Annotated in this window: 11 protein-coding genes, 1 tRNA gene and 3 pseudogenes; 13 read left to right on the forward strand and 2 right to left on the reverse strand. The window is 71.0% G+C overall.

The features are described 5' to 3' along the window. Nucleotides 1-32: 32 nt before the first annotated feature. Complete coding sequence (locus HC362_RS21940) at nt 33-1,019, reverse strand: NAD-dependent epimerase/dehydratase family protein (RefSeq protein WP_243085713.1); 987 nt, start codon at nt 1,017-1,019, stop codon at nt 33-35. Between the two features lie 660 nt (nt 1,020-1,679). Between HC362_RS21940 and HC362_RS21945 the strand changes: the two are divergent. The 11 genes and pseudogenes from HC362_RS21945 to HC362_RS34940 form a co-directional block, all read left to right on the forward strand. Continuing rightward, nucleotides 1,680-3,191: pseudogene (locus HC362_RS21945) on the forward strand (MFS transporter); the annotation flags it as partial. 129 nt (nt 3,192-3,320) lie between these two features. Next, nucleotides 3,321-3,512, forward strand: a complete 192-nt coding sequence (locus tag HC362_RS21950; RefSeq protein ID WP_243085715.1) for a DUF2795 domain-containing protein — start codon at nt 3,321-3,323, stop codon at nt 3,510-3,512. A 145-nt stretch (nt 3,513-3,657) separates the two neighbouring features. Further along, nucleotides 3,658-4,710 (forward strand): glycosyltransferase, encoded by a 1,053-nt coding sequence (locus HC362_RS21955; protein WP_243085716.1) that lies wholly within the window; start codon nt 3,658-3,660, stop codon nt 4,708-4,710. Further along, nucleotides 4,707-5,675 (forward strand): glycosyltransferase, encoded by a 969-nt coding sequence (locus tag HC362_RS21960; RefSeq protein ID WP_243085717.1) that lies wholly within the window; start codon nt 4,707-4,709, stop codon nt 5,673-5,675. Before HC362_RS21955 ends, HC362_RS21960 begins: the two co-directional genes overlap by 4 nt. Before the next feature lie 91 nt (nt 5,676-5,766). Next, on the forward strand, nt 5,767-6,942 hold the full coding sequence (locus HC362_RS21965) for a threonine synthase (RefSeq protein WP_243085718.1): 1,176 nt from the start codon (nt 5,767-5,769) through the stop codon (nt 6,940-6,942). Nucleotides 6,943-6,965: 23 nt separating this feature from the next. Continuing rightward, a complete protein-coding gene (locus HC362_RS21970) occupies nt 6,966-7,625 on the forward strand; it encodes a PAS domain-containing protein (protein WP_243088753.1) in 660 nt (219 codons plus the stop codon). 525 nt (nt 7,626-8,150) lie between these two features. Beyond that, nucleotides 8,151-8,810 (forward strand): hypothetical protein, encoded by a 660-nt coding sequence (locus HC362_RS21975; RefSeq protein ID WP_243085719.1) that lies wholly within the window; start codon nt 8,151-8,153, stop codon nt 8,808-8,810. Next, complete coding sequence (locus tag HC362_RS21980; RefSeq protein WP_243085720.1) at nt 8,810-13,372, forward strand: putative T7SS-secreted protein; 4,563 nt, start codon at nt 8,810-8,812, stop codon at nt 13,370-13,372. The genes HC362_RS21975 and HC362_RS21980 overlap by 1 nt, the downstream gene beginning before the upstream one ends. Before the next feature lie 23 nt (nt 13,373-13,395). After that, a complete protein-coding gene (locus HC362_RS21985; RefSeq protein WP_243085721.1) occupies nt 13,396-14,319 on the forward strand; it encodes a hypothetical protein in 924 nt (307 codons plus the stop codon). A 199-nt stretch (nt 14,320-14,518) separates the two neighbouring features. After that, nucleotides 14,519-14,928: pseudogene (locus HC362_RS34935) on the forward strand (AAA family ATPase); the annotation flags it as partial. 447 nt (nt 14,929-15,375) lie between these two features. Next, nucleotides 15,376-15,525 (forward strand): hypothetical protein, encoded by a 150-nt coding sequence (locus tag HC362_RS34940; RefSeq protein WP_279240184.1) that lies wholly within the window; start codon nt 15,376-15,378, stop codon nt 15,523-15,525. A gap of 178 nt (nt 15,526-15,703) precedes the next feature. Here the strand turns inward: HC362_RS34940 and HC362_RS21995 are convergent. Beyond that, nucleotides 15,704-15,776: transfer RNA gene (locus tag HC362_RS21995), tRNA-Arg, on the reverse strand. Nucleotides 15,777-16,126: 350 nt separating this feature from the next. Here HC362_RS21995 and HC362_RS35085 point away from each other — a divergent pair. Together HC362_RS35085 and HC362_RS22000 are read left to right on the forward strand one after the other, a co-directional pair. Beyond that, a pseudogene (locus HC362_RS35085) lies at nt 16,127-16,504 on the forward strand (dynamin family protein); the annotation flags it as partial. Between the two features lie 39 nt (nt 16,505-16,543). After that, nucleotides 16,544-18,331 carry an ATP-binding protein gene (locus HC362_RS22000; protein WP_347568542.1) on the forward strand — a complete coding sequence of 596 codons (1,788 nt, stop codon included), beginning with the start codon at nt 16,544-16,546 and terminating at the stop codon, nt 18,329-18,331. Nucleotides 18,332-19,178: the final 847 nt, after the last annotated feature.

Below are 19,178 nucleotides of genomic sequence, written 5' to 3' on the forward strand. Positions count from 1 at the left end.
AGCGGGACGGGGCGGGCGGGGGAGGGCGCGGGTCAGTCGCCGGTGCGCGGGTGGGCGCGGAACCAGCGGATCGTCCTCTCCAGCCCGTCGCGGGCCGTCACGCGGGGCTCCCACTGGAGCTTTCCGCGGGCCAGCGTGATGTCGGGGCAGCGCACGGCCGGGTCGTCGCTGGGCCGTTCGATGAAGCGCACACCGGAGGGGGAGCCGGTCAGCTCGATGACCAGCTCCGCCAGTTCCTGCATGGTGATCTCGTCCGGGTTGCCGATGTTGACGGGCCCCAGCAGCTCGGAGCCGGCCATGGCCAGGACGCCGCGCACCGTGTCGTCGACGTAGGCCAGGGAGCGGGTCTGCCGCCCGTCGCCCGTCACGGTGAGCTCCTCACCGGCCAGCGCCTGCCGTACGAAGGTGGGGACGGCCCGCCCGTCGTAGCCGCGCATCCGGGGGCCGTAGGTGTTGAAGAGGCGGACGATGCCCACGTTGCTGCCATGGGTGCGCGCCTCGGCCGCCGTCAGCGCCTCGCCGAACCGCTTGGCCTCGTCGTACACGCTGCGCGGCCCCACCGGGTTCACATGCCCCCAGTACCGCTCGCTCTGCGGGTGCTCCTGCGGGTCCCCGTACGCCTCCGAGGTCGAGGCGTGCACAAAGCGCGCCCCGTGCCTGCGGGCCAGCGCCAAGGCGTTCCGGGTGCCGGAACTCCCCGTCTCCAGCGTGTGCAGGGGCATGCGCAGATAGTCGGCGGGAGAGGCCGGGGAGGCGAAATTCAGCACGAGATCCGGCGGGGTGGGAGAGAGGGAGTCCACCTCGAACGGGTGGCTGATATCGGATTCCAGCAGCCTGAATCCCGGCTGTCCTGTCAGATGCTCCACATTTTCCCGGCGACCGGTGCAGAAGTCGTCCACACAGGTGACCGCACAGCCGCTCTCCAGCAGCGCGGCGCACAAATGCGAGCCGAGAAAGCCCGCGCCGCCGGTCACAACGGCATGCCGGAACTGCGGTATGGCAGCGGTGGGTGAATCCATGAACCCTCCTACGGTCACGGTCACCGTGCTCTTCGGGCACAGACGTTCCCGGGGAACTGGGGGTCCTTCTCGGGGGTTTCCCGGGGAGACGGAGCGGGGTCGGAGTTGGAGCGCCGTCTCCTTCTCCGGTGCTCCTCGTTCGCTCTCTCAGCGTGCGGGGGGCCCTGCAGAGTCGCAACCGAGGAGCTGTCGAGCGCTGCGGACCGTGGTCGAGTGCCTGACCGGTCCAATTCGCATACGAAGCCGTCACTTGTTGTCATTGACCGCTGTACAGGGCGGTCAATTATTGACGCACCGTGACCAGCCGCCGGGCTCGGCTCCGCCCTGTGAGCAAGGCAACGCGGGCCTTTTCATCCCAGCTCAGCCCGGGTGGAAACGGGCTGTTCCGCGGATGCGGACCGCACTGGCCGACGGGCCGGCGTAAGCGGTCTGTGAATATGGCTGAGGGCCGCAGGCGCCGAGCCTTTCCGCCTGTTCCCCGCCTTCTCGTTCTCCGCTCTCCTGCCCCCGCCCCCTGCCTTCCTGCGCGGATTCCCCATGCCTTTTCTTCACTCGATTGCCACTCGCTGGGCCGAGCGTTTCCGACGCCGGTCCGCTGAGCCTGCGGGCTCCGCGGGCTCAGCGCCCTCGGGCCGCTCCGACCGCTCCGGCCGATCCGAGCGCAGCCCGTGGCGTTCCCTGCGCTACCCCAGCATGCGCTGGTGGTCGGCGGCCAACCTCGTCTCCAACGTCGGCACCTGGATGCAGCTGACGGTGCAGAACCTGCTGGTGCTCCAGCTCACCGGGTCCGCCGCCACCACCGGTCTCTCGCTGGCCGTGCAGGCGGCCCCCGGCCTGTTGCTCAGCCTGGTCGGCGGCAGCCTCGTCGACTCCTGGCCGCGCAAGTTGACCGCCTCGGTCAGCCAGGCGCTGCTCGGCCTGGTCGCCTTCAGCACCGCCGCTTTCGTCGCCTTCGGCATGCTGACCGTGCCGCTGCTGATGGTGCTCGCGGCCGTCACGGGCTCCATCGCCACGGTGGACAACCCCGCCTGCTCGCTGCTCGGCAACGACCTGGTCAAGCGCAAGGACGTGCCGTCGGCCATCGCCCTGGGCTCGGTGGTGCACAGCGCCGGAAGGCTGCTGGGCACGGCCGCGGCCGGTGCCACCGTGGCCTGGTTCGGCATGGCGTCCGCCTATGTCGTCAACGGGCTGTCGTTCCTCGCGGTCGCCGCGGTGATCCCGTTCCTGAAGCTGGTGCCCAAGGAGGAGCGCGAGCCGCAGACGGCGCGGGAGCGTTCCGCTCCCGCCCGGGCCGCCGCCTCCGCTTCCGGCTCCGCCTCCGCCTCCGTCGGGAGCAAGCGCGCCCCGGGACGGGGCGGCAGCCGCGAGGGCCTGGTCTACTTCGTCCGCAACCCGCGCCTGGTCGCCCTTGCCTCCATCACCGGGATCTCCGCGATCTTCGGCCGTAACTACCAGCTGACCCTGGCCGTCCTGGTGACCGGCCCGCTGGCGGCCGGAGCCGGCTCGTTCTCCACCGTCTCCACCGTCCTGGCGGTCGGCGGCATGGTCGGCGCCGTGATCGCCGGCTGTCTGCGCAAGCCCTCCGTGCGGCATGTGGCGCTGCTGGCCGCCGCCGGCGCGCTGCTGCAGGCGGTGGCGGGCCTCTCCCCGTCGCTGGTCTTCCTGATCCTGCTGGTGGCGCCCATGGCCGTCGTGGAGTCGGTCTCCGACACCGCGGGCACCACCGTGCTGCAGACCGAGCCGCCGAGCCATCTGCGTGGCCGGGTGCTCGGCGTGTGGCGCAGCGCCAGCACCGGCTGGGGCCTGATCGGCCCGCCTCTGCTCGGCCTCCTGATGGAGACCGCGGGCGCCCGGGGCGGACTGGTCGTGGGCGGTCTGGCCATCGTCGTGGTCACCGCCGCCGCGCAGCTGGCGCAGCAGCGCCCGGTCCGCATGCCGCGCCTGCGGCCGGCGAACGGCACGGCGTACGGCGCGGCGAACCGCGCGGCGTACGGCACGGCGACGGAGCCTGCGGGTGCTGTGGCCGCGCAGGCGGAGCCGGTTGGCGCCGTGGCCGCGCGGACCGAGCCTGCCGGTGGCCCTTCCCTGGAGAAGCTGCACGTCGTGCCCGCCCCGCGTACGGCGCCGACCGCTGCTGTGGCCGCGCCCGAACCGGAACCCGCGACCGTCTGAGAGCCGACGACGGCCCCGCTGCGTGCCGGGGCTTGCGTTGCGGGCCATACGGGGGCCTTCCACCATGAAGTGAGCAAGACAGACAAAGGGGTATTCAGCCTCATGCGGCACACCGGATCGGAGGATGCCATGAGCGAGATGAACCCCATCGAGGTCCAGCGGGCCCTCAAGGGAGCCTCCTACCCGACCGACCGCAAGACCCTCACCGACCTCGCCAAGAAGAACAAGGCGAGTGACAAGGTCGTCGACAAGATCGCCCACCTCAAGAGCGACCGCATCGAAGGCCCCGACCAGGTCGAGAAGGAGATGTTCCGGGGCTGACCCGAGGGCCCGGGGGGCTGGCCCGTGAGCCGCGCGGCGGGGCGCGCAGGTGGGTGCGCGGGGCAGCGTTCACGGCGGGGCGCCCAGGGCGGACGGCGAAGACAGGCGCGGCAGACCAGCGCACAGGCGTGGAAGACGAGGCGCGATGGACCCGGCTCCGACCAGCAGCAGCGCACCGCGCAGTGTGTCCGACGCCGAACCGGGCCTGTACGACCGGCTCGGCGTCGTCATCGCCACCCGCGACAGGCGTGACACCCTCGCCCGCACCCTCGACAAGCTGCTGGCCCTCCCGGAGCGGCCCCGCATCCTGGTGGTCGACAACGCCTCCACCGACGGAACGCCGGACATGGTGACGCGCTGCTTTCCGGCGGTGCAGCTGCTGCGGCTGCCCGTCAACCGCGGAGCGCTGGCCCGCAACGACGGCGTCCGCGCCCTGCACACCCCCTACATCGCCTTCAGCGACGACGACTCCTGGTGGGAGCCCGGCGCTCTGCGCAAGGCGGTAGACCTCCTCGCGGCCCACCCCCGCACGGGACTGCTGGCCGCGGGCATCACCGTCGGTCCCGAGGGCCGCCCCGACCCCCTCAACGCCGCACTGGCGACCTCCCCGCTGGGCGAGGGCGCCCCGCCGCGCAGCCGCAGGGTCCTCGGCTTCCTCGGCTGCGCCGCCGTGGCCCGCAGGCAGGCATACCTGGACGTCGGCGGCTACCACCCGCTGCTGTTCTTCGGAGCCGAGGAGACCTTGCTCGCCTACGACCTGACGGCGGCGGGCTGGGAGGTCGTCCACCACCCCGATGTCGTCGCCCGGCACTCCCCGGCGCACGCCCCCACGCACGCCCACACGCACGGCCCCTCGCACTCCCCGGCCGGTGGCCCGGACGGGACACCGGCCGACGCGCCCAGGCCGGGCCGCCGGGCGCTGATCCGCCGCAACGAACTGCTCATCGCCTGGCTGCGCCGGCCGCTGCCGGTGGCGCTGTCCCGGACGGCGGCCCTGTGCGCGGCTGCGCTGCGGGACGAGCAGGCCCGCAGCGCAGCGCGTGGCCTGCTGCCCCGCCTCCCGGCAGCGCTCCGCCTCCGCCGTCCGCTGCCGCGCGCGGTGGAGGAGGCAGCCCGCCGGGTGGAGGCAGCTGTGGAGGAGGCCGTCCCCCAGGCGGAGGGACCAGCGGAGGGAACAGCGCAGGGACCAGCGGCATGACGGAGGCGCACGGGCACCCCGCCGAGGCCGCCACCCGCGACCAGGCCGACGGCAGCCGGGCCGGACATGGCCCGGACCCGCGCGTCACGGTCGTCGTCATCACCCGCGACCGCAAGGACGAACTGCTGCGCACGCTCGACCTGCTGGCGGATCTGCCCGAGCGGCCGCGGGTCATCGTCGTCGACAACGCCTCGACCGACGGCACCGCGGCCGCCGTACGGGCCGCGCACCCGCAGGTGAAGCTGCTGTGCCCGGGCCGCAACACGGGCGCGGTGGGCCGCAATCTCGCCGTGCGCCAGGTCACCACCCCGTATGTGGCCTTCTGCGACGACGACTCCTGGTGGGAGCCCGGCTCGCTGCGGGGCGCCGCTGACCGGCTGGACGTACACCCGAGGCTGGCCGGCGTGGTCGCGCGGATCGTCGTCGAGCCGCACGGCACGGAGGACCCGGTGGTGGCGGAGCTGCGCGACTCCCCGGTGGAGGGGCCCGACTGGCTGCCCGGCCCCGCGCTGGGCTCGTTCCTGGCCGCCGCCACCTGTCTGCGGGTCTCCGCCTTCCGTGCGGTGGGCGGCTTCGAGCCGAGGCTGTGGCTCGGCGGCGAGGAGGAACTGCTCGCCACCGACCTGGCCGTCCAGGGCTGGTGGCTGGCCTTCGCCGAGGAGTTGACCGTCCACCACGCACCCTCCCGGGTACGGGACGCCACGGCCAGGCGGACCGACGGGCTGCGCAACACCCTCTGGTACACCTGGCTGCGCCGCCCGCTCCCGGCCGCGCTGCGCCGTACCTGGTATCTGGCCCGTACGGTGCCCCGCGACGCGGCCAGCGCCCGCGCCTTCACCAGGGCGGCCGCGGCCTTCCCCTGGGTCCTGGCCCACCGCCGTCCCGTCCCGCCTGCCGTCGAGGCGCGGCTGGCCACCCTGGAGAGGGCCCAACGCCGCTCGACGGCCCGCCAGTACGTGGGTTGATGACGGCACCCCACCAACTGTCCGAGTGGACGATGCGTCTAAATTTGGTCTCTCCGTAAAGTGGCGGACGGCCGAGCCGAGGAGAACCACCGTGGACGCTTCACCCCGCACCGAGCTGCGAGAACTGCACGACCCGCGCTCGGCGCGCCGCTACCCGCTCGACCCGCTGCGCTGGCGCGGTGCCGACGGAAGCCCGCTGCTCGTCTCGCCGACGCCGCCCGCACAGGTACCGGCCCCTGCCGACATCGAGACGGCCGACCGCTCGCTGTGGCGCTACCGCGCCGCACTTCCCCTCCCGCCCGAGGCGCCCGGCATCAGCCTGGGGGAGGGGTGCACGCCCCTGCTGCGGCGGAGGTGGGCCGGGCTGGAGGTCGCCTTCAAACTGGAGTGGTTCAACCCCAGCGGAAGCTTCAAGGACCGGGGCAGCAGCGTGATGATCTCGGCGCTGGCGGCCCACGGTGTCGGCGCGGTCCTGGAGGACAGCTCGGGCAACGGCGGCTCGTCGGTGGCCGCGTACTGTGCGGCCGCCGGTATCGACGCCACCATCCTGGTGCCCGAACACACGTCGCCGGCCAAGACGTTGCAGGCATCCGCCTACGGGGCCCAGGTCACGCCGGTGCCGGGCGACCGGGACGCGACAGCCGCCGAGGCGCTGCGCCGCGCGGAGCACACCATCTACGCCAGCCACAACTGGCACCCGTACTTCCTGGAGGGCACCAAGACCCTGGCGTACGAGATCTGGGAGGACCTCGGCTTCCGGGCCCCGGACGCGGTGGTCACGGTGGCTGGAGCGGGCAGCACCGTACTCGGCTGCGACCTGGGCTTCGGCGAGCTGCTGGCCGCGGGCCGGATCGCGGCACTGCCCCGCCTCCTGGTCGCCCAGCCCGCCAACTGCTCCCCGTTGCACGCCGCGTTCCACGCCGGTGCCGAGGCACCGGTGCCCGTACCGCCCGGCGGATGGCAGCCGACGGTGGCCGAGGGCACGGCCATCAAGGAACCGGTCCGGCTTCCGGAAGTGCTGGCCGCCGTACGCCGCTCGGGCGGCACCATGGCCGCGATCCCGGAGGAGGACATCGCCTCCGCCGTCCGCCGCCTCGCGGCCGCCGGCCTGTACGCGGAACCCACCAGCGCCACCGCCGCTGCCGCCGTCGACCTCTTCGCAGCCCGCGGCGACCTGCGGCCGGGCGCAACCACGGTCGTGATCCTCACCGGCTCAGCCCTCAAGGCCCCCACGGCGACGGCCCGCATCCTGGAGGATGCGCGGTGAGCAGCGCCGAGGCCGCCGGGCACATGGCCGAGGACGACCCGCACAGTGCCGCGCGGAGCAGCCCCGAGGACGAGGTGCTGCTGCGGGAGGCGGAGAAGATCGTCACCGCGATCGGCCGGATGTTCCCCGGTCTGTGCGAGGCGGTGCTGCACGACCTGCGCCACCCCGACCACGCGGTGCGCACCGTGGAGAACAACCTCTCGGGGCGCCGGACCGGCGATCCGGCGACCGAACTCGGCCTGGCCCGTATCGCGGACCCCGCCTACCCGGAGGTCCTCCAGAACTACCCCAACCGCTTCCCCGACGGCCGCCCCGCCAAAAGCACTTCGATCGGTATCAAGAACGGCGAGGGCACCTATGTCGCCGCCGTCTGCCTCAACCTGGACGTCTCCTTGCTGTCCACCCTCAACCACGGCCTCACCGAACTGCTGCGCACCCAGGAGCACCGGCCGCCCGTCCACGAGACCCTGCACGCCCGCACGGTGGACGAACTCCGCACGGTCACCGAGTCCTTCGCCGCCGCCCGCGGCACCACTCCCCGCGCCCTGACCACCACCGACCGGACCACCCTCGTCCGCACCCTGAAGGACCAGGGTTTCCTCGAACTCAAGGGCGCCGTGCGGACCCTCACCGGCCTTCTCGGCGTCTCCCGCGCCACCGTCTACAACGACCTCCGCCGCTGACCACCCGCCTCACGCCGCCTCTCCCGGCACAGAGAAGCCCCTCCCCGGGGAGGGGCGGTCGACACGAGAGGGGCAGCGGCGGACTGTCCCCATCCCCTCCCCGACGAGCCACTCGAGCCCACGAGCCGCCGGCACAGCGGCATCGTCCGGCGTGGCCTCCACATCAACGATCGTCTGAAACCGGCTCCACATGGCCGCGACCCTGGAAGCCCCCACCGGCATCGGCAGCGCTTTCGCGGGGTCGGAGGCGGAGGGGCTTCCAGCACGGCACATAAGTGTTCTGCCAATGGCGGTTACGGAGCCACTGCTGGGGGCTACAGTGACGCGTTCCGGCAGCTGTCTTTCGATCGCGGAGACAGCCGCGACGCGTGCCGGCTGCTGGATACGGTCGTCCCCGCGCTCGGTGGAACCACGGGCGTCGCCGTGAACGTCGCGGACAAGAAGGCTCGATGCTCCTCCCGCCCGCACCGGGCATCGTGCCGGACGAGGTGGCCGTGGCCGACGACACCGGCGAGGGGAGCTCTGATGGGTGAGGGCGGCAAGGGTGACGGGGTCCAGTGGAGCAAGGAGTCCCTGAGCCTGATCGAGAAGGGGCTCGGGGGTGCCATCGATGAGCTGAAGCAGTCGGGCAGCTCGGCGACTTCTTCTCTCCAGGGTGCGGGTGTCGAGGGACTGTCCATGTCCGGTATGGAGATGGGTCATGGCGGGCTGGCGGGCGACTTCGAGGACTTCTGCGAGAAGTGGGAGTGGGGCGTACGCGCGTTGGTGCAGAACGCCAACGCGCTGGCCCAGAAGCTCGGCCTGTCGGCGGGTATGGCGTACGAGGAGGACCGGTACCGGGCGGGAACGATGAAGGTCGCGCTCAATTCCGTTCTCTGCACCGGCAACCCGCACGCCAGTGAGGAGGAGGTCGCCAAGCAGGGTTACGGCGACATCCTCACCCCGGACGCACCGGACTGGAGCGCCGAGTCCTGGCAGCAGGCGGGCCGGGACATCAAGCAGGACTGGCAGGACACCGGCCGGGAGCTGACCTCCAAGGGCCGCGGCGGCATGTACATGGACATGGCCCAGGATGTCACCGGATTGAGTGACGAGCAGATCGAGGCCGGCCGGGACAGGGTCTTCGGCCCCTCTCCTGAGGAGCGGGCGGCAGCACAGCAGCAACAGGAGGGGGGCCAGGGCTGATGGGCTGGCGGGATTTCGTACCGGATTCCATCGAGGAGAAGGGCGAGGACCTCGTCGAGGGTGCCGGTGACGTCGTCGAGGGCGCGGGCAACTGGAGCGCCGACCGGTTGGACGATGTCGGCTGGGAGAGCGGCGGGGACTGGGTACGGGACAAGTCCCGCTCGGCGGCGAACGCGATGGGCGCCGAGACGGCCGAGTTCCAGTTGGACGAGACCGAGGACCCGACGAAGCTGGTCTTCGGCAGCCCCGGCAGGATCCGCTCAACGGCCAAGCACCTCAGGGACTTCAGGACCGACTTCAACAACGTCTTCCGGGGCCTCAAGAAGCTTCCCCAGGGCACGTTGACGGGTAAGGCGGCGGACGCCTTCTGGGAGAAGATCGGTCTGGAACCGGCGAAGTGGGCCAAGGCTGCCGATGCCTTCGAGAAGGCGGCAGGAGCGCTGGAGGACTTCGCCCACACGGTGGAACGAGCCCAGGGCCAGGCGCGGGAGGCCGTGGCCAAGTACAAGGCCGGCAAGAAGGACGAGGCCCAGGAGCAGCTGGACCGGGCCCGCTCCCAGCGCAACACGGCCGCCGGTATCGCGCAGACCGCGGTCAAGGCAGCGCGCGACGCGGCCCCGCCCAAGCCCGACTACTGGGACCAGGCGGGCGACGGCCTTCAAGGGCTGCAACTGGACGCCACCCACCTCACCGGCGGCGTCGTCAAAGGACTGGCGGGCCTCAACAACTTCGTCCGCGGCATCAACCCGCTCGATCCGTACAACGTCATGCACCCGGCGGAGTACGTCACCAACCTCAACTCCACCGTTACCGGTATCGCCCGCGTCGCCAATGACCCTGTGGGCACGGGCAAGCAGATGTGGGACACCTTCCAGAAGGACCCCTCGGAGGGCGTCGGCCGCCTTCTCCCCGAACTGCTCGGCACCAAGGGCCTCGGCATGGCGACGAAGGCCGGGCGCGCCGGGAAGCTGGCGAAGGAGGCGGCGGAAGCGCGCAGGATGCTCGGCGAGAAGGGGCCGAGCCAGTCCGCCCGGAGAGGCGACGAAATCACCTCCGGCAGGACCGACCCGGTCGACCTCGCCACGGGCAGGATGTACCTCCCCCAGACCGACCTGTCCCTGCCCGGCTCCCTGCCCCTCGTCTTCACCCGCCGCGTCGAGTCCGGCTACCGCCTCGGCCACTGGTTCGGGCCGTCGTGGAGCTCAACGGTGGACCAGCGCTTGGAGGTCGATGCGGAGGGCGTCGTCTTCGTCGCGGAGGACGGCCGACTGCTCTCGTACGCACATCCGGCACCCGGCGTCCCCACCCTGCCCTCGGCGGGCTCGTCCCGTATGCCGCTGGAGCGGACACCGGACGGCGGCTACACCCTCACGGACCCGGACACCGGCTGGGTGCGGCACTTCGCTCCTCCGCACAGCGGGGCTTTTGAGGACGGCACCGCACGGCTCGAACAGCTCACCGACCGCAACGGCCACAGCATCACCTTCGAGTACGACGCCGGGACGGGAGCCCCCGCACGGCTGGTGCACAGCGGCGGCTACGTGGTGAAGCTGACCGTCGACGACGACCGCGTGACAGAACTGGCCCTGGCCGGCCCGGACGCCGACACGACGGTCCTGCGCTACGGCTACACCGACGGCAACCTCACCGAAGTCACCAACTCCTCCGGCATGCCGTTGCGCTTCGAGTACGACGACGAGAACCGCGTCATCTCCTGGACCGACACCAACGACAGCCGCTTCGACTACGTCTACGACGACCAGGGCCGGGTCATCGCCGAAGGCGGCACCGGCGGGCACTTCCAGCTCCGCCTGACCTACGATGACATCGATCGGGCAACCGGCCACAAGGTCACGACGCTGACCACCGCGGACGGCCACGTCACCCGCCACCTGGTCAACGACTCAGCCCGGGTTGTCGCCATCACCGATCCCCTGGGCCACACCACCCGCACTGAATACGACGACAGCAGCCACGTCACGGCGATCGTCGATCCGCTGGGGCGTACGACCCGCTACACCTACGACGAGCAGGGCCGATGCCTTGCGGTGACGCGGCCCGACGGACGGCAGACACGCGTTGTACGCAACGAGCTCGGCCTGCCTGTCGAATTCGTCGCGGCCGACGGCGCCCGCTGGCGGCAGGAATTCGACGACCGCGGCCTGCGCACGGCCGTGACCGATCCGGCAGGCCGGACCACCAGCTACGGCTACGACGCTGCCGGCCACCTGGCGTCGAAAACCGACCCCTTGGGAAACACCACGACGGTGCGCTGCGACGCCGCAGGGCTGCCGGTCGAGATCACCGACCCCCTGGGCGGGGTGACCCGCCACGAGCGCGACCCCTTCGGCCGGGTGGTGGCCACCACGGACCCCTCGGGTGCGACCACCCGCCTGGAATGGACAGCCGAAGGCAAACTCTCCCGACGCATCACACCGGACGGGGCCACCACGTCGTGGACGTACGACGGCGAAGGCAACTGCCGCACGAAGGCGGACGCGACCGGCGCGGTGACCCGCTACGAATACACCCACTTCGACCTGATCGCCGCCCGCATCGAGCCGGACGGCACCCGCTACGAGTTCGACCACGACCGCGAGCTGCGTCTGACCCGGGTCACCGGCCCGACCGGGCTCACCTGGGACTACATCTACGACGCGGCCGGGCGGCTGGTGGCGGAGTCGGACTTCGACGGCCGCGAAGTGTCCTACCGGCTGGACGCGGCCGGCCGGCTGGCAGAAAGGATGACGCCGCTGGGCGAGGTGATCGCTTTCGAGCGGGACGAGCTCGGCCGGGTGACGGCCAAGGACGCCGCCGGGCAGATCACCCGATTCGACTACGACCCAGCGGGACGGCTGCTGTCGGCGACCGGCCCGGATGCCGAACTGATCCACCAGCGCGACAAACTCGGCCGTATCAAGGCCGAGGTGGTCAACGGCCGGGTGACCACCTTCTCCTACGACGCGCTGGGCAGACGCACCCGCCGGGTTACGCCGACCGGGGCAGTGACCACCTACGGCTACGACGCCGCCGGCAACCGCAGCGACCTGACCACAGGCGGCCACCACCTGACCTTCACCCGGGACGCGGCGGGCCGCGAAACCTCCCGCCACATCGGCGACACACTGGAGATCTCGGCCGAGAGGGACGCGTCAGGCCGCCTGTCGGCCCAGACTCTGACCGCCGGCCCCGAAGCCCGCCTCTTGCAGCAGCGCCGCTACCACTACAGGGAGGACGGCCACCTCACCGGCCTGGACGATCATCTCAACGGCTCGTACCGCTTCGACCTCGACCCCGTGGGCCGGGTGACACAGGTCTCGGCACACGGATGGAGCGAGTCGTACGCGTACGACGAACTCGGCAACCAGGCTTCGGCCCACTGGCCGCAACCGTTCCCGCCGGAACTGGAGGGCGAACGAAGGTATACGGGCACGCGCATCCGGCGCGCCGGTGCGGTGCGTTACGAGTACGACCAGGCAGGCCGCCTGGTCGTGCGCCGGCACAAGCGCCTGTCCAAGCGTCCGGACACCTGGCATTTCGCCCACGATGCCGAAGACCACCTGACCCAGGTCACGACCCCGGACGGCACCCGGTGGCGATACCGCTACGATCCGCTGGGCCGCCGCATCGCCAAGGAACGCCTGACGTCGGACGGTGAAACGCCGACGGAGCGGGTGGAGTTCACCTGGGACGGCCCTCTCCTCATCGAGCAGACCACCACCGGCGACGCGATGCCGCAACCGGTGGCCACCACTTGGGACCACGACGGCCTCAGCCCTCTGTCGCAGACCGAGCGGCTGCTCGACAGCACTGCTCAGACGGAGACAGACGCCCGCTTCTACGCCATCGTCACCGACCTCGTCGGCACACCGCGCGAACTCATCACACCTGAGGGCGAGATAGCTTGGCGCACCCGGATCACCCTGTGGGGCAACACGGCGACTCACCGCTCCAGCATCGCCTCCACACCGCTTCGCTTTCCCGGCCAGTACCACGATCCCGAAACCGGCCTTCACTACAACTTCCACCGGTATTACGATCCCGCCACCGCCCGGTACACCACTTCCGACCCCCTGGGGCTCGCCCCAGCGCCCAATCCGGATACCTACGTCAACAATCCGCACATCTGGGCTGACCCGTACGGCCTTGCACCGGACTATCCGTCCGGGAGAGTGGCGAACTCGGCGAGTGACATAACCGAAGAGGCCGGAGCTCGATATATTTATCGCGGAGTGTCGACAGAGCATCCAGGTTACCCGGACGCTCTCGATGGCACAGCACACCCACGTGGCGGGCCCGCGGACATTGTTGAGCATCACCGCGGTAATACTCGAAGTGAGTACACGTCCTGGGACACCAATCCAGAGACAGCGATGCGATATGCGCGGGGAGCAGCTGAAGGCCGCGGTGACCTCGGAGGGGTCGTCCTCCAGCACCGGCTTCCCCTCGGACAACCCCTCCATCCCACCTACCTCTACCTTGACGACGTTTTTGAAGTCAGTGAGCATTTGGTCGAGGGATCGGCTTCCGGGGCAACCGTGTGGCATGTCCCACCGCGGTGAGCGAGGAAGGAGGGAGTTCTGCAGTGGCGACCCGACCAAGTCGAAACATACTTCTCAGCGATGCCTTGCAGCTGTGCACGCAACTGGCTGAAGCAGGCTGGGAGTCGGCCGGCATTGCCATTGACGCACTCGGCGCCGGCAGCGGCATGATCCCGGTTTCCGAGGCCGAGGCGAACTACCTGGCTGGAATCTATGAAGCCAAGCTTCAGGGGCTTGAGGACGTCGCGGGTCAGACCCTTGATTCTGATCGATTTTTTCGCAGCTTGAAGGGGGTTGGCCGACGACAGGTTTCGTTCTTTGTTGTGCAGACATCGGGCTGGGAGTGTCTCGTTGTGATCGAGAGCGACCTGCGTGCCTCCCTGGCAGTCCTCGCATGGAAACGCAAGAAGAACGTATTGACTGTGCATACTGGCGATTTCGAAATCGCAGTGAAGAAGTATGACGAGAGGGCTCGTCTCGGATTCTCTCGGTCACTCCGGAACAGCAGGCCGGCAGATTCTGCGATTGCTCCGTCCAGGGTGAGCATTCGATGGCTGACGGAAGTGAGGCGGACGGGGGCCGAGGGGGTCATCGAGTCACTGCTGGTCGGTGGCTCCTACATCCCAGGGGAGCCCGGCCCTCTGGAATTCGAAGTGCCTTGTCAGCAGCCTGAAGAACATGAGCGGCTGAGCAGTGCCAGCTGCCTCAGCCTCTTCGACCAGACCCGACTCGCCGTAGGGCTCTCCCCGAGCAGCGCCCACGAAGCCATGGAAGCGTTGCTGAGGGAGCCGCCGCGAGTTCCTTCCGGCCTGGTGCGAGTGGACAGCTTCGCCGGCGTCCCTTCCACTCCCAGCCCGACATCAATTTCCCGCGCGGTCAATTGCTGGGGCGTAGTGATTACCGCGGTGCACGATGGTGCACTGATCGATGAGCAACTGCGACAGCTGATGCGCAGTTGGGTCGGCTGACAACCTCAGTCGGCTGACAATCTCACAGGTACGCGGCACGTGACATCCTTGCCGAGGAGCCAGAGCTGTACGACTGACCCACACGGCCCTCGTGACTGGAGGACTGTCCCAGGCAGGACGCCATGCCTGTGCTCGACCTGAGCCGGACCACCAGCTGGGAACTCATCCGCTCGCGCCGCTGCGCACCCGGAGTCGGGCGGTGCCCGGCATCCTCTCCGAGGGCCTCAACCTGCTGGCCGGGCCACCCGAGGTGGGCAAGTCCTGGCTCTCCCTGGGGCCGGTCCTGTCCGTGGCGGCCGGAGGCAAGCCATGGACACCGTGCCCGTGGAGGGCGGACCGGTGCTCTGCCTCGCGCTGGAGGACACCTCGCGCCGCTTGAAGACCCGCATGGGCAAGATCCTCGGCGGTCGTCCGGCCCCTCCGGGGCTGACGCCGGCGACCACCTTCCCGCCGCTGCCGCAGGGCGGGAACGAAGCCATCTGCCAGTGGCTGGAGCGCAACCCGGACGCGCGCATGGTCGTCATCGACGTCTTCGCCGAGATGCGTGGTCCGTCCGTCCCGGGTGCACCGGCATGCGACGCGGACTACGCCTCGGTCGGCCACGCAAAACCCATCGCCGACCCTTACGGCGTCGCCGGCGTCCTCGTGCACCACGTGCGCAAGGCGGGCTCCGACTACTTCCTCTCGGAAGCCTCCGGCACCAACGGCCTGGCCGGTGCCGCTGACGCCACGCTCGTGCTGAAGCGCTCCCGCGAAGGCCGACGGCGTTCTCCACGTCACGGGCCGCGATGTGGACGAAGCCGAAGGGCATCGCAGCGGGCGTGCGGAGGACGACATGCGGCCGGCGCCGTGCCGTCCCGCCCTCACGCGGTTTCTCCGCGAGCACATCGAAGCCGAGGAGCTGAACCCCAGCGATCTGCTGTTCCAGGGAGAACGGGGCAGCATCCTCGCGGGCTCCGTCATCCGCCGCGCGCCGCGGAGAGCACGGGCGGAGATCCTCACGCCCGAACAGCACGCGTCCCCGCGCGGCAAGCGGGTGTACGACCTGCGGCACACGTGCCTCACGAACTGGCTGAACGACGGCGTACCCACAGCGTCCCGGTCCTGCTCTCCATCTACGCCCGCTGTGTCTCCGGCTGGCTCCAGGACCTGAAGAAGCGCATCGAGGCCGGCGGGGATCTCCTGGCCGTTCCGACGGACACCTGAGCCAGGGCCCGGCGTTCTTCGACACGTATGCGACGCGGCCACCCGCAGAGACCCGGTGACAGCCGGACAGCCCCGGACCCACCCCGCAGCGATATGGGGAGGGCCCGGGCAATGGCGTTTCCGGCCACAGGTGCTCTGAGCAGCAAAAAGGCCCCTCCGGGGAGGGGCGGGTGGTGCGCGCCCCCGGCAGGACTCGAACCTGCGGCCAAGCGCTTAGAAGGCGCCTGCTCTATCCACTGAGCTACGGGGGCCGGCCTCCGTCGCGGGTGGGCGGGCTCGCCGCCCCCCGTGACCACGGCGGGGTCAAGGATAGGGGGCCGTGCGGCTCGTCCTGCGCGCTTCACGTCCGCGACGCTATGTGGAGGTTCCGTGAAGCGGTCCCGATAATCGCAGGCGGGTGCGATTCACGCAGCGGTTTTGGCGGCGTGGGAGACGGGTGTTGCGCAGTCGTTATGGGGGCGGCCGGGTGGCAGGTGGGTCATGCGGTGTGAATGGTGCGAAAGGGGTCATTCGATGGTGAAAGCACCCATTTCCATCGTCCGCAACAGCGAATAAGCTTCAAAACTGCCGCAAAATTGGGCATTCTGCCCATGTGGCGATCTTGGACGTACGGCTCGAACTGCTCGATGCGCTCACCGCACTGCGGGAGCGCGTCGCTGCCGCGCGCTTCCCCCTCCCGTTGCCGGGCGCCGAGCGCGCCCGCCGCTCCCGGGACGAGCTGCTGGCCCAGCTCGACGACTACCTCGTCCCGCGCGTGCGCACCCCCGAGGCGCCGCTGCTCGCGGTGATCGGCGGCTCCACGGGCGCGGGCAAGTCGACGCTGGTGAACTCGCTCGTGGGGCGCAAGGTCAGCGAGGCCGGAGTGCTGCGGCCCACTACCCGCACGCCGGTGCTGGTCTGTCACCCGGACGACCGGGGCTGGTTCGTAGGGCAGCGGGTGCTTCCCCGGCTGGAACGGGTCTGGATGCCCCGGCAGGACGCGTCAACCGGCACGCCCGGCATGCTCGGGGCGCCGGGCATGTCCGGCCCGAACGGCGGGGCCCACGACACGCACGGCGCCGGTGGCTCCTACGGCGGCGGAGGAGCGCTCGGCGGCGGGGGCGCGCACGGCTCTCCCGGCCCGCACGGAAACAGCGACGGTACGGCCGACGCCGCCGACCGGTTCGGTGGACGCTTCGGAGGCCGGTTCGGTGACGGGTGCGGGGACCGGTTCGGTGACGGGCGCGGCGACCGGACGGCGGCCGATAGGACCGGCGGCTGGGGGGACGACTGGAGCACCGAATGGGGCTCCGGCGAGGGCACCGCCCAGGGCGCCGTCCACGGCGCAGGACGGGACACCGGCCGGGACGCCCGCCGGGACAGCACCCGTCGGGACGCCGGCTGGGAGCCGGGCTGGGACGCCGGTCCGGACGCCGACTGGGAGTCCGAGTGGGACGCCGACCGGGGCGAGCCCCGGCGTGTCCTGCGCCTGGAGACCGACAGCGGCCTCCCCCGGGGGCTCGCCCTGCTCGACGCGCCCGACATCGACTCCCTCGTCGCGCACAACCGCGACCTGGCAGCCGAGCTGGTCTGCGCGGCCGACATCTGGGTGCTCGTCACCACCGCGGCGCGCTACGGCGACGCCATCCCCTGGCATCTGCTGCGCACCGCCAGGGAGTACGACGTCACCCTCGCCACCGTTCTCGACCGGGTGCCGCACCAGCTGGCAGCCGAGGTCACCGCGCAGTACGGACTGCTGCTGGAACGCGAGGGCCTCGGACAGGTGCCCCGCTTCACCATCCCCGAGCTGCCCGAGTCCGCGGGCGGCTCCGGGCTGCTGCCCGTCTCCGCCGTCTGCGGACTCCGCGAATGGCTGGAAGAGCGCGCCAGGGACGCCGACGCCCGCTATGCGGCCGCCAGCCGTACCGCCGACGGAACGCTGGCCTCGCTGCGCCCGCGGATCACCGCACTCGCGGGCTCCTGCGCCGCACAGCACGCGGCGGCACAGCGGCTCACCCGGTACATCGAGACCGCCTACGAGGCCGCCGGGAAACGGCTGCGTACCCGTATCGCCACCGGGGAGCTGCTGGCGGGCGACGCCGCCGAGCACTGGCGCAGCTTCCCCACCGACAGCTCGGGCGACGAACTGTTCGACGCCTTCGCCGACGGACTGACCGCCCTGCTGTCCGGCGCGGTCGCGGCGGCCGACGAACGGATCGCCGAACTGGGCCGCGGCGTACCCGGTGTGGAGGGCTGCGCCCAGCTCCTCCCCGGTGGCCAGAGCGAGCGCGACGAGGCAACGGGCCGGATCGGTGTGATGGTGCGCAGATGGCGCCGCTGCGTCGAGGAGCTGGCCGAGGAGGAGACCCAGGCCGCCGCCCGCGCCACCTGCTCGGAAGAGGACGTGGAACGTGCCGCCGGGCTGCTGGCCGCCTCCCTCCTCGGCGGCCTGCGGGCAGCCGGCGCCGACGACGCGCTCGAGGAACTGCTCGGCGAGGAGAGCGCCCAGGAGTTGCGCGAACAGTGCGCGGAACTACTGGAGGACTGTGTGCAGCGCGTGCTGCACGGCGAGCGCGACATCCGCCTCGGCCCCTTGCGGGCGCTCAACGCCGGGCCCGAACCACAGATGGAACTGATCGCCGCGTTCTCCGTACTGAACAAGCTCACCAGAACGCACGGGCTGCACGAGCCGCACCAGTTGCGCGATCTCCACCAGCCGCAGGAGCTGAACAGGACGGACGTGACCGCCCGTGAATTCCCGCCGACGCGCGCCCCGCTCGGCCAGGACGGCGCGCGCGGTCTGCAAAGCGCGCACATGGAGAGGTGACCGCAGTGACGTCCACCGATGCCACCAACCCGGCGGCGGGCGAGCCGCCCGAGCGGTTCGAGCGCTGGCGCGTCAACTGGCCCGACGTCTGGGTCGGTCCGCACAGCGAGCCCGTTGAAGGCCAGCTCGAACTCAGCCTGGACGGCGAGGACACCCCGCCCCGGCAGTCCCCCGAGCGGAACGAGACGGACACAGCTGCGGCCCGTCACCCCGCCACCGCCGACCTGCCGCGCCAGCAGTCCGAGACCGCACCTGCCGACCCCGACCCGTACGAGAACGGACGCGTACCGGGGCAACCGGTCGGCCGATCGGGCGGACAACCGGTCGGGCAGGGTGAGCCGCGAACGCCCGGCGAACAGGGCGACGGTCCCGGAACCCCCCGTCGGGACGAACGACAGGATGAACGGCGGGAGGCGCGGCAGGACGGGCCGACGACCGCACCTGTCGTACCGGCCGTACCCGCATACGCGCTCGCGTCTGAACCCGCCTGGGACGACGGCGTCATCGCTCGCAGGGCACGCGTCGAGCACGACGACCACGGCGCACCGTACGCCGAGCACGACACGTCGTATGCCGAGCACGGGACGCACGCGGAGCACGCCGATCCGTCCCCCGAGTGCGGCATGCGGAGGGAGCCCGCCGAGCAGGGGGCGTACACGGAAAGCGCCGAGCACGGCGGCTACGCGGAGCGTACGGAGCACGGCGGCCACCCGGAGCCCCCCGAACAGCACAGCTACGCGGAGCCCGCCGAGCGCCTCAGCCATGCGGAGCCCGCTGAGCGTGCTGCCGTCCCGGATGACCGGTTCCGGGCGCCGGATCCGCAGGGGCACGCTCCGGAGACGGACCC

The organism is Streptomyces sp. 891-h (genome assembly GCF_022760275.1).
GTDB lineage: Bacteria > Actinomycetota > Actinomycetes > Streptomycetales > Streptomycetaceae > Streptomyces > Streptomyces spirodelae.

Coding starts and splice junctions, on each gene's coding strand:
- HC362_RS21975 (WP_243085719.1), top strand. CDS start 8,151: ATGGGTGAGGGCGGCAAGGGTGACGGGGTCCAGTGGAGCAAGGAGTCC.
- HC362_RS21950 (WP_243085715.1), top strand. CDS start 3,321: ATGAGCGAGATGAACCCCATCGAGGTCCAGCGGGCCCTCAAGGGAGCC.
- HC362_RS21960 (WP_243085717.1), top strand. CDS start 4,707: ATGACGGAGGCGCACGGGCACCCCGCCGAGGCCGCCACCCGCGACCAG.
- HC362_RS21980 (WP_243085720.1), top strand. CDS start 8,810: ATGGGCTGGCGGGATTTCGTACCGGATTCCATCGAGGAGAAGGGCGAG.
- HC362_RS21970 (WP_243088753.1), top strand. CDS start 6,966: ATGGCCGAGGACGACCCGCACAGTGCCGCGCGGAGCAGCCCCGAGGAC.
- HC362_RS22000 (WP_347568542.1), top strand. CDS start 16,544: ATGTCCGGCCCGAACGGCGGGGCCCACGACACGCACGGCGCCGGTGGC.
- HC362_RS21955 (WP_243085716.1), top strand. CDS start 3,658: ATGGACCCGGCTCCGACCAGCAGCAGCGCACCGCGCAGTGTGTCCGAC.
- HC362_RS21940 (WP_243085713.1), bottom strand. CDS start 1,019: ATGGATTCACCCACCGCTGCCATACCGCAGTTCCGGCATGCCGTTGTG.